Here is a 10,449-nt window from a genome sequence, read left to right as displayed (position 1 = left end):
CAGGCCTCGGGCCCGAAGGACAGCAGCTTCGCCGGCGACAAGTACGGCTATGTGTTCCGCAGCGCCACGCCCGACRCGTTCACCGACGGCGCGCGTAGCGGCAAGGCCGACCCGTTCACCGACGGCGCCCGCGTAGGCAAGGCTGACCCGTACACCGACGGCGCCCGTATCGTCGCCGGCCTGGACCGCACCGGTGTGTCGGCTTCCCCGGCCCGCAGCGTGGATGGCTATACCGATGGCGCCCGCAGCGGCAAGTTCGACCCGTTCACCGAAGGTGCCCGCGTCGGCAAGGCTGATCCGTACACCGACGGCGCCCGTATCGTCGCCGGCCTGGACCGTACCGGCGTGTCGGCTTCCCCGGCCCGCAGCGTGGATGCCTATACCGATGGCGCCCGTAGCGGCAAGTTCGACCCGTTCACCGAAGGTGCCCGTGTCGGCAAGTTCGACCCGTACACCGACGGCGCCCGCATCGTCGCTGGCCTGGACCGTACCGGCGTGTCGGCTTCCCCGGCCCGTAGCGTCGATGCCTACACGGATGGCGCCCGTACCGGCAAGTTCGATGTATTCACCGAAGGCGCCAACGCCTGAACGCGATGCCGTGAAGTGAATCAACCTGTCAGCCAATGAGTCTGGTGGTGCATGCAAAGAGCCGGTAGCACCGGCTTTTTGCCATTGATACCGGGAACAACCTCCGGCCAGGGCACCGCCAACGCTTCCCGAGGGTCCGCCGAAAGGTGGATGTATGCCATATGACCACCCAATCCGTACGCGAACAACTGCTTGAGCACACCCTGGTGCTGGTGCGGCAGCGGGGCTTCAATGGCTTCAGCTATCGGGACCTCGCCGAGAAGGTGGGGGTCAAGACCTCCAGCATCCATTACTACTTCCCCTCCAAGGAGGACCTGCTGACGGCGGCGGTGACGGAATACAGCGCGCGCATCTCCGGGTATGTGCGCGACATCGACACCAGCCTGCCCGTGGCCGAACAGGCTCGCGCGTATCTGAGGCCCTGGCAAGCTACGGCGGGCGGTGACGCGATCTGCCTGGTCGGCATGCTTTCCACGGAAACCTTGCTGCTGCCCGAGGCGGTGCATCGCATCCTCAAGGATTTCTATCGGCTGAATGAAAGCTGGCTCACCCGCTTGCTCGAAAGCGTGCCGCGGAACGGGCGGGCTACGCAGAGCCATGCCATGCCATTGCCTCCTCAGTCGATGGCGCAAGCGGTCTTCGGCGCCCTGCAGAACGGGCTGGTGGTGGCGCGCCTGTTCGGCGCCCCCCAGCGTATCGAAGCCGCGTCGGATCTGCTGATGGCGTCCGTTGCCGCCTAAGCGGTCAGTTGGCGCCGCCGGTTCAGCCAGAGCGGCACGGCACCGGCGGCGATGCCGCCCAGGGCAACCACGCGCGTGGCCAGGTCGAAACTCGGGATGCTGTAAAGCGCGATAAACCACAGGAACGCTGCGCTGCCGGCCGGCCAGAGCACCCGCAACAACAGCCTGGCCGGCGTGCGTGCGGCATGGTGCAGGGAGTGCCAGGCGCAGGCGAATCCTGCCAGTCCGTAATAGAATGCCACCTGGAAGCCGATGGCGTTGACCGAGTCCTGGATGATCTGGCCCACGCTGCTGAAGCCCGCGGACAGGGCCAGCAACAGCAAGCCGAACGATGCAATCGCGGTTGTCGCCACCCACGGCGTGCGCCAGGTGCGATGCAATGCGGCATAGCGCGGGTGCAGCAAGCCATCGCGGCCTTTGGCGTAAAGGGTGCGGGTGAACTGCAGGATCGAGGTTTCCAGCGTACCCACGGTGCTGAGCATGACGGCCAGTACGGCCAGGTAGTCCCACGGGCGCGGCAAGAGCCGGGCGGCGAGGGCGAACACGGTATTGGTGCCGGCACGGCGAATCTCCTCGTCGCTCAGCACCGCCAGGCTGGCGACGACGAAGGCCAGGAACAGCGCAAGGACGATGAGCATGGAAAGCACGGCCCCGTGTCCGGGCGCGTGTTCGGGATCGCGTGTTTCCTCTGTCAGGTTGGCCGTCACGTCCCAGCCCCAGAAGAAGAACAGCGCCACCAGCGCGCCGTTGGCAAACAGTTGCGGCGTAAAGCCGGTTGGCGATAACCATGACAGCGAGATCGGATGCGCAAGCGGCAACGGCGCCCGCAGCAGGGCTGCGAGCACGATTGCCGCCAGCACACCCACCTCGGCCAGCGTCATCGCCACCTGGGTATAGCTGGTCAGCTTGATGCCCTTGATCACGACGGCGCTTACCGCCAGCAGCCAGCCCGCTGCGACCAGCGTGACCACGGGCGGACGTTCGGCCAGCGCCGGATCGAACAGCAGCAAGGTGGCGGTCGCGGCGGGAATGGTGCCCGACACCATGAATACCGCCGAGGCCACCAGCAGCGTCCAGCCCGCGAAGAAACCCAGCACGGGATGAAAGATCTCGGACACCCAGGTATAGCAGGCGCCAGCGTTGGGATGCAGCTTGTTCAGTTGCTGGTAGGACAGCGTCACGCCGAACATGATCAGCCCGCAGTACAGCAAGCTGGCCGGCGCCAGGACCCCCACCGTGGCGACCAGGGTGGCCGTGGTTGCCGCCAGGCTGAAGGCGGGTGCCGTGCCCGCCACGCCCATCACCACGGATTCGCCCAGCCCGAGCGCGCCTGCATCCAGCTTTGCCGGTGAGTCCCGGTCCATGGTGGTGCTCCCGGTGCGGCCGGCTTGCCGGGGGCGGCAGGCCGGCTGGCCAATCATCGCAATGAGCGCGCTACCCGCGCCACGGCGCGTGCCGGCGTGCATTAGCCAACTATACTGCCTGCCCCCGCGCTTTCAACGGATTCCGCCGCCACGGGCGGCATCGGCCAGCGTCCAGGTTGCAAGGTTCAAGGACATTGCCGCAACTCCCCGGCCAGCCAGTCGATGACCGGCCGGAACCGTGAAGCGCCGCGAAATTCCTGCGGATAGGCCAGCCAGATCTCCCGCACCACCTCCGGCACCTCGCGCACCATCGTGAGCCGCGCATCGTCGCGCGCCAGATAATGCGGCAGCAGGCCGATACCTAGGCCGGTGCGGATTGCCTCATGCACCGCCAGCAGATTGTTCGACTGGAAACCCTTGCGCGCTGCCAGCGCCCGCGTCCATTCGGCTTCCGGCAGGGCCAGGCCTTCGTCCAGCAGGCCGCACAGCGGCGCGGCAGCGAGATCCTGCTCGCTCCAGGCGCCGGCACCGGCTGGCCGTGCCGGGGCATAGAGGCCGAAGCTCATGCTGCCGGCGCGCTGCGCGATCACGTCGCTTTCCTGCGGCCGCGCCAGACGCACCGCGATGTGGGCGCGGCGCCGGGCCAGGCTGGCGATACGATTGTCCGTTTCCAGCCGGACTTCCAGTTGCGGGTGCGCGCAATAGAGCGCGAACATGCGCGGCGTCAGGAAGTTGCTGCCGAGCGTCGCGGTGCAGGCAATGCCGACTACGCCGGAAACGCCGCCGCCGGCGTCCTCCACTTCGCGTAGCAGGCGTTCGGCCGAGTTCTCCATCTGCTGCGCCGCGGCCAGTGCCGCGCGGCCGGCGGCGGACAGCGCGAAGGCGCCATCGGTGCGCGTCGCCACGGGCTTGCCGAGCGCGGTCTCCAGCCGGCGGATGCGGCGGATGGCGGTGGCGTGCGTGACCTCCAGTTCGCGGGCGCAGGCCGAATAATTGCCAGTCCGGATCAGCGTGGACAGGGTCAGCAGGTCATCCCAGTGCAGTGAGCGTTTTTGCACAATGGTTGTGAGGCAATTGAGAATTGGCGAACAGGATAGCGCGGCTTATCATCGCTTGCATGGTTGCCGCCACCGTGGCGCCTGCCTGTACCCGATCCATACCCGTTCAGTACCGGCTCACATACCGACTTCGAAAGGAATCACGATGGCCGCACCCTTCACCTTGCTCGACCTCGCCGGCGCCAGCCGCGCTCCTTCGGCCTGGGAGGCAGCCACCCTGGTCTTGATCGACCACCAGCGCGAATACGTGGACGGCAAGCTGCCGCTGACAGGCATGCCGGCGGCCATCGCGGCGTGCGGCGAACTGCTGGCGCTGGCGCGCCGCCACGGCAGCCCGGTGGTGCACGTGGTGCATCACGGCCGGGCCGGCGGCGGCGCCTTCGATCCGGAAGGACCCTACGCGGCCATCGTCGCGGGGCTGGAGCCGCAGGCCGGTGAACATACCGTGGTCAAGGGCCTGCCAAATAGTTTTGCCGGTACGACCCTGGCGGTGTTGCTGGAAAAACTTGGCCGCAAGGAGCTGATCGTGGCGGGGTTCCAGACCCATATGTGCGTGAGCGCAACGGTGCGGTCCGCACTCGATCATGGTTATCGCAGCACCGTGGTGGCCTCGGCCTGCGCCACGCGGGACCTGCCGGACCCGCTGGGCGGAGCGCCCCTCGCGGCGGCGGAAATCCACCGTGGCTCGCTGGCCGCGCTGCATGACCGCTTTGCCACGGTCGTGGCCAGCGCCGCTGCCTGGCGTTGAGCGGTGGGGCGGGCTGCGCGTTAGCGGAAGTCGAAGGAAAAGATGGCATGGCGCGGGCGCGTGGCGAGTGCCGCGCAGACCCCATTACAGGCGGGTGCACATCGGGTAATGCGTGCGCGGGCTATGGCCCTGGTGCATACTACGGCCTCGCCGCAAGCCGGCGAAGCCTGTCCGCAACCCGATCCCCGCCTTATCCATGAAACGCATCCTCCTCATCAAGATCACCTCGCTTGGCGATATGGTGCACACCTTGCCGTTGGTGTCCGACCTGCGCCGCGCTTATCCCGAGGCCAAGATCGACTGGGTGGCCGATGCTTCCTGCGCCGATATTCCCCGCTGGGCCGTGGGCGTCGACCGCGTGATCGCGCCGCCGCTGCGCGGCTTCAAGAAGTCCCGTAGCTGGGCTGACCTGCGTGCCATCTTTGGCGCACTGTGGGCATTGCGTCGCGAAAAGTACGATGTGGTGGTGGATGTGCACGGCGTGTATAAAAGCGCCATCGTGGCCTGGCTGGCGCGCTCGAGCCGGCGTCTGGGCTACGCCGCCGAGTATCTGGGCGAGGCGCGTGCCGTGTTCGCCTATACGCAGATCTTCGGGCCGCACGGAGACGCCACCGCGCGCCACAAGATGCGCATGGTGGTCGCCAACGCGCTCGGCTACGCACTGGATCCCGTTGAGCATTACGCACTGCGCGTGCCTGCGCCCGCCGCACCGCTCAATGCCGACGGCGTGCCACGCGCCATGCTGTTCCACGCTACCTCGGTCGAGGCCAAGAAATGGCCCTCGCAGCGGTGGATCTCGGTCGGCAGGACGCTGGCTGGTCGGGGCTACAAGATTCAGTTGCCCTGGGGCTCGCCCGCCGAGCGCGAGCAATCGGAGGCGCTGGCTGCCGAGATTCCCGGCGCCGAGGTGTTGCCGCGCATGACCATTACCGAATGCGCGCAGCGGGTGGATGCCGCCGCGCTGGTGGTCGGCACCGACACCGGCTTCGTCCACCTGGCCGATGCGCTGGGCAAGCCGTCGGTGATGCTGTTCACGGTGACCGACAGCCAGCATTTCGGGATCGACACGCCGGGCCAGTCTGTCTCCGTGGGCGCCCGCGGCGTGGTGCCCGAAGTTGATGAGGTGCTTGCCGCGATCGACCGGGTCACCGGCGGTCAGGCCAGGCCACAAGTGGCGGCCGCCAGCCTGGGCTGAACCGGTGCCCGATCCGCGGCTGCCCGCGTTGCGGACTGGGGTGATCAGCCAGCCGCCGCGGGCGCTTCAACACGTCACGCGTTGATCGCTTGCCCGCCCCGCGCGCCGGACGCCGGATGTGCCGGGCGGGTACCCCGCCTGGGCGATGGCTTGCCGTCGCACCGGCGCTGCCGCTAAAACTTCATCTAGCCGCCCATCAGCCGAAGCGCGTTCAATTGGTGTTCCAGGCATTCCTGGCATCACCTTCCCGTTGTCCACGTAGATCCCACGATGGCTGTAGCTGCGGCGCTGCGCGCGCAGCGGCGGTTCGCTGTCTGTCTCGACATCATATGCCCGTCCGGGTGGCTTTCACGACGCAATAGCCTGCCACGGCTTCGCACATGTGCCGATACCGCTATCTGGCCGCATTCCATCTTGATCATTTGATGAACGTTCCCCTGGTCCTCTAACGGTCATTTGCATTCACCTTGCGTTCTATATCGTCCGATATATAATCGCTTTTGTATCGTGCGATACAAAACGTATCCATCCAGATCCACCTTAGTCAGCCAAGCCGGAGCAGCAACCATGGCACGACCCCGCGAATTCGACGAACAACAGGTGCTGGAAGCAGCCGGAGATGCCTTCTGGGCGAACGGTTTCGAAGCCACCTCCACGCGCGATCTCGTCAAGTGCACGGGTTTGACGCAGCCCAGCCTCTACAACGCCTTTGGTGACAAGCGCGGGCTGTTCCTGCGCGCGTTGGAGCACTACCTGGAGCGCACGCTGCACGAGCGGATTGCGCGGCTGGAATCGTCGCAAACGCCCGGCCATGCCATCGCGTCCTTTTTCGGCGAGATCGTCGATCGTTCCGTTGCGGACGCGCGGCACCGCGGCTGCATGCTGGTCAATGCCGCGGTGGAGTCGACGCCCGGCGACGCCGCATGCCGCCAGGGCATCGCCGGCGAACTTGCCCAGATCCAGGCTTTCTTCCAGCGCTGCATGGAGGCGGGGCAGGCAAGCGGCGAGGTGCCGACGGTCCTCCCGGCAGCGGACGCGGGCGCGCACCTGCTGGCGGTCCTGCTGGGGGTGCGAGTGCTCGCCCGGGTCAGGCCGGAACGCGCGCTGCTCACCGGCGCCGTCAGTCCGGCGCTGAGCCTGCTCGGCCTGCCGCCGCTGCCCGTCGCGGCCAGCACGGCATGAGCCGCACGCCGGCACAGCGAACCACATATCGAATCCGCAGGAATGCATCATGTCTGAAAACACAGCCACGATCCCAAGCTCCATGGCGTCGACACTCGATGCCCGCGCACTGTTCGCCACCCTCGCCGGGTTGTGCGGCAGCCTGGTAGCCATCGGCCTCGCGCGCTTCGCCTACACGCCGCTGATTCCGCCGCTGATCCAGGCGCATTGGTTCACGTCGTCGCAGGCGGTGACGCTCGGCGCGGCGAATTTCGCCGGCTACCTGGCCGGGGCGCTGCTGGGTCGTCCCATTGCCAATGCGCTATCCAACCGCCATGCGTTGCGGCTGTTGATGCTGATCGCAACGGCCGCCTTCTTTGCCTGCGCGTACCCGTTCTCGGTGAGCTGGTTCTTTGCCTGGCGCTTCGCGTCCGGCGTTTCGGGCGGCGCCATCATGGTGCTGGTGGCGACCACGATCCTGCCGCATATCCCACCCGCCCGGCGCGGCTTTGCCAGCGGCATGATCTTCCTGGGGCTCGGACTCGGCATTGCGGCCTCGGGCACCATCATTCCCAGGTTGTTACAGCTGGGTCTGAAGGACACTTGGATCGGTCTCGGCGTGTTCGCGGCCATCCTGACCGCCGTGAGCTGGTTTGGCTGGCCGGGCTCGGCCCCCGCGGCGCCGGCACCGGCTGCCGGTAGGCAGCCGGTCGGGCGTGGGAACACGGCGTTGCGCGTGTTGTACGCCCAGTACGCCGCGAACGCGCTCGGGCTTGTGCCCGCCATGGTGCTGCTGGTGGATTATGTGGCGCGCGGGCTGGGCCGGGGTGCGGAGACCGGTGCCGGGTACTGGGTCTTGTACGGTGTCGCGGCCATCGCGGGACCTGTCCTGAGCGGCAATGTGGCCGATCGCATCGGCTTTGGCGCGGCTTATCGCATCGCGTTGCTGTTGCAGGCGATTGCCGTAGCCACGCTTGCCTTGTCCGGCAACCCGATTCTCATTGGCGTCGCCACCGTGGCCCTGGGCATTTTCACGCCCGGCATCGTGCCGCTGGTGCTCGGGCGTATCCAGGAAATGGTGCCGCACGACCATCTCGAGCAGCGCGCAGCGTGGAGCCGCGCCACCACGGCCTTTGCCTTGTTCCAGGCCCTCGCCGGCTACGGCTACTCCTACCTGTTCACGCTTTCGCACAACAACTATGCGCTGATCTTCCTGTGCGGCGCGGTGGCGCTGGCCCTGGCGCTGACCGCCGACATCCTCACGGGGCGCAAGCCGCAGCCAGTTGCCGCGTCCTGATGAAAACAGGAAGGCGTCCTAGAATGGACGGGCGCCACGCACGCCACAGACAAACGCCACAGACAAGTGCCAGGAAACAGCAAGGAGTCGTTCCCATGAGTCAAAGCCGGTTATTCCAACCCTTATCCATTGGCAATCTGCGGTTGGAAAACCGCATCGTGATTGCGCCAATGTGCCAGTACTCCGCCGAGGAGGGCTCGGCCGGCGACTGGCACATGATTCATCTCGGCCAGCTTGCGCTGTCCGGCGCCGGAATGATGATCATCGAGGCATCTGCCGTGTCGCCGGAAGGGCGCATCACGCCGGGGGATCTTGGCCTCTATTCGGATGCGAATGAGGCGGCCCTTGGCAAAGTGATCGGCGCAGCCAGGGCACACGCGCCGATTGCGCTTGCGATACAGCTTGCCCATGCGGGGCGCAAGGCATCCAGCCATGCCCCCTGGGACGGCGGCAGCCAGATACGGCCCGAACAGCCGCTGGGCTGGAAGACGGTGGCGCCATCCGCTGTGCCGCACGCGGAGGGCGAGGATGCGCCGCTGGCCCTGGATCGCGCAGGCATGGACAAGGTGCGCGACGATTTCGTCGCCGCCGCCGTTCGCGCGGCGCGTCTCGGGCTCGACGGCATCGAACTGCATTTCGCGCATGGCTACCTGCTGCATCAGTTTCTGTCGCCGCTGGCTAACAAGCGCGAGGACGAGTATGGCGGCAGCCTGGAGAACCGCATGCGTTTCCCCATCGAGGTGTTCGACGCGGTGCGTGCGGCATTTCCCGCCGACAAGCCGGTGTGGGCGCGCATCTCGGCCACCGACTGGGTGCCTGGCGGATGGGATATCGAAGGCACGGTGGCGCTGTCGAAGGCGCTCAAGGCGCGTGGCTGCGCGGCGATCCACGTGACTACCGGCGGCGTCTCGCCGGCGCAGGCCATCAAGCTGGGGCCCGGCTACCAGGTGCCCTATGCGCAGCGGGTCAAGGCTGAGGTCGGCTTGCCGACCATCGCGGTGGGGCTCATCACCGAGCCCGAGCAGGCCGAAGCCATCATCGCCAACGGGGAAGCGGATGCGGTTTCGCTGGCGCGCGCCATGCTCTACGATCCGCGCTGGCCGTGGCACGCCGCGGCCAGGCTTGGCGCGCAGGTCCATGCGCCGAAGCAGTACTGGCGTTCGCAGCCGCGCGAGTACAAGGATCTGTTTTTCGATGCCAGCTTCGGGCAACGCTAGTCACGGTGTCAGCGAAAAATCAACGAAAAACGGCCCGCCGGAAGGGGCGGGCCGTCATCACCTGTTCGCGTCAGTCAGCCTGGATGCCGAACTCCTTGACGATCTTTGCATAGCGCGTCGAATCGGACGCGATCAGCTTGCCCAGCGTGCCGGGTTCGCCGCCAATTGGCGTAACCGCGATGGTGGCCATGCGCGCGACCACGTCGGGCATCTTCAGGATGTCGTTGACGTGCGCGTTCAGCGTCTTCACCAGTTCCGGCGAAAGCCCCTTCGGCGCCAGCAGCGCCTGCCAGGCGCCGACGTCCACATCCTTGTAGCCCAGTTCGAGCAGCGTCGGCACGTTCGGTGCGAACGGCGAGCGCTTCAGGTCGGCCACGGCCAGCGGCACGATGCTGCCGGCCGTAATGTACTGGCCCACCGCGCCGAGCGTGGAGTAGGTCATCGGCACCTGGCCGCCCAGCACGTCGACCACCGCCGGCGCCGTGCCGCGATACGGCACCTGCGAGATCTTCACGCCAGCCGCCTTGTTGAACAGTTCGCCAAGAATGTGCATGGGCGAACCGTTGCCCGGGCTGGCATAGGTTTGCAGGCTGCCGGATTTGGCGCGTGCGACCAGATCGGGCAGCTTGGTGATCCCGGAGTTCTTATTGACGACCACGAAGAGCGACTGGATGCCGATCTGCGCAATGGGCGTGAAATCGTTGCGCACGTCGTAGGCGCCCCCGGTGCCGCTCTTGAGCACCAGCGGCGCGATGGCGACCGTGTTGGGCGCGACCAGCAAGGTATAGCCATCGGGCGCGGCCTTGGCGACGTAGGCGCTGCCGATCGTGCCGGCCGCGCCGGTGCGGTTTTCGACCACGACGGACTGGTGCAGGCGCGCTGAGAGCTTTTCCGCGAGCAGGCGAGCCAGCACGTCGGTATCGCCGCCGGCGGGGTAGGCCACGACCAGCGTAACGGGTTTGTTGGGATAGGCCTGCGCGCAGGCGGTGCCTGCCGCCATCACGGCGGCCGTGGCTGCGAGGGCAGCAAACAGGTTGCGGGTTGCAAACTTCATGATGAGACGCCTCTAGGTAGACTTCGC

Annotated in this window: 10 protein-coding genes; 7 read left to right on the top strand and 3 right to left on the bottom strand. The window is 66.8% G+C overall.

The genetic code is table 11. The features are described 5' to 3' along the window. Together AC1DT6_RS21620 and AC1DT6_RS21615 are read left to right on the top strand one after the other, a co-directional pair. A partial coding sequence (locus tag AC1DT6_RS21620) for a hypothetical protein (RefSeq protein ID WP_477114887.1) occupies positions 1-588 on the top strand: 588 nt, incomplete at its 5' end. Positions 589-749: 161 nt separating this feature from the next. Continuing rightward, entirely contained in the window at positions 750-1,328 is a 579-nt protein-coding gene (locus AC1DT6_RS21615) for a TetR/AcrR family transcriptional regulator (RefSeq protein WP_441627534.1), read from the top strand. Here the strand turns inward: AC1DT6_RS21615 and AC1DT6_RS21610 are convergent. Next, entirely contained in the window at positions 1,325-2,692 is a 1,368-nt protein-coding gene (locus AC1DT6_RS21610; protein ID WP_441627532.1) for an APC family permease, read from the bottom strand. The two genes, AC1DT6_RS21615 and AC1DT6_RS21610, sit on opposite strands and share 4 nt — an antisense overlap. A gap of 185 nt (positions 2,693-2,877) precedes the next feature. Further along, entirely contained in the window at positions 2,878-3,750 is an 873-nt protein-coding gene (locus AC1DT6_RS21605) for a LysR family transcriptional regulator (protein ID WP_441627530.1), read from the bottom strand. Between the two features lie 145 nt (positions 3,751-3,895). On the opposite strand from AC1DT6_RS21605, the gene AC1DT6_RS21600 reads away from it, so the two are divergent. From AC1DT6_RS21600 to AC1DT6_RS21580, 5 genes are all read left to right on the top strand, one after another. Continuing rightward, positions 3,896-4,498, top strand: a complete 603-nt coding sequence (locus AC1DT6_RS21600) for a cysteine hydrolase family protein (protein WP_441627528.1) — start codon at positions 3,896-3,898, stop codon at positions 4,496-4,498. 196 nt (positions 4,499-4,694) lie between these two features. Continuing rightward, positions 4,695-5,693: a lipopolysaccharide heptosyltransferase I gene (waaC, locus tag AC1DT6_RS21595; RefSeq protein WP_441627526.1), complete on the top strand. Its 999-nt coding sequence runs from the start codon at positions 4,695-4,697 to the stop codon at positions 5,691-5,693. A 567-nt stretch (positions 5,694-6,260) separates the two neighbouring features. Then, positions 6,261-6,875 carry a TetR/AcrR family transcriptional regulator gene (locus AC1DT6_RS21590; protein WP_441627524.1) on the top strand — a complete coding sequence of 205 codons (615 nt, stop codon included), beginning with the start codon at positions 6,261-6,263 and terminating at the stop codon, positions 6,873-6,875. Between the two features lie 49 nt (positions 6,876-6,924). Next, the gene (locus tag AC1DT6_RS21585; RefSeq protein ID WP_441627522.1) at positions 6,925-8,151 is read left to right on the top strand and encodes a YbfB/YjiJ family MFS transporter; all 1,227 of its coding nucleotides are present in this window, start codon (positions 6,925-6,927) and stop codon (positions 8,149-8,151) included. A gap of 95 nt (positions 8,152-8,246) precedes the next feature. After that, positions 8,247-9,368, top strand: coding sequence for an NADH:flavin oxidoreductase/NADH oxidase (locus AC1DT6_RS21580; RefSeq protein WP_441627520.1), 1,122 nt, complete (start codon positions 8,247-8,249; stop codon positions 9,366-9,368). Positions 9,369-9,438: 70 nt separating this feature from the next. Here AC1DT6_RS21580 and AC1DT6_RS21575 read toward each other — a convergent pair whose 3' ends face one another. Further along, positions 9,439-10,422 (bottom strand): Bug family tripartite tricarboxylate transporter substrate binding protein, encoded by a 984-nt coding sequence (locus AC1DT6_RS21575; RefSeq protein WP_441627518.1) that lies wholly within the window; start codon positions 10,420-10,422, stop codon positions 9,439-9,441. Between the last annotated feature and the right edge of the window lie 27 nt (positions 10,423-10,449).

It is taken from the genome of Cupriavidus sp. 01L45, assembly GCF_056399885.1.
This window is presented reverse-complemented; position numbering and strand designations above follow the sequence as displayed.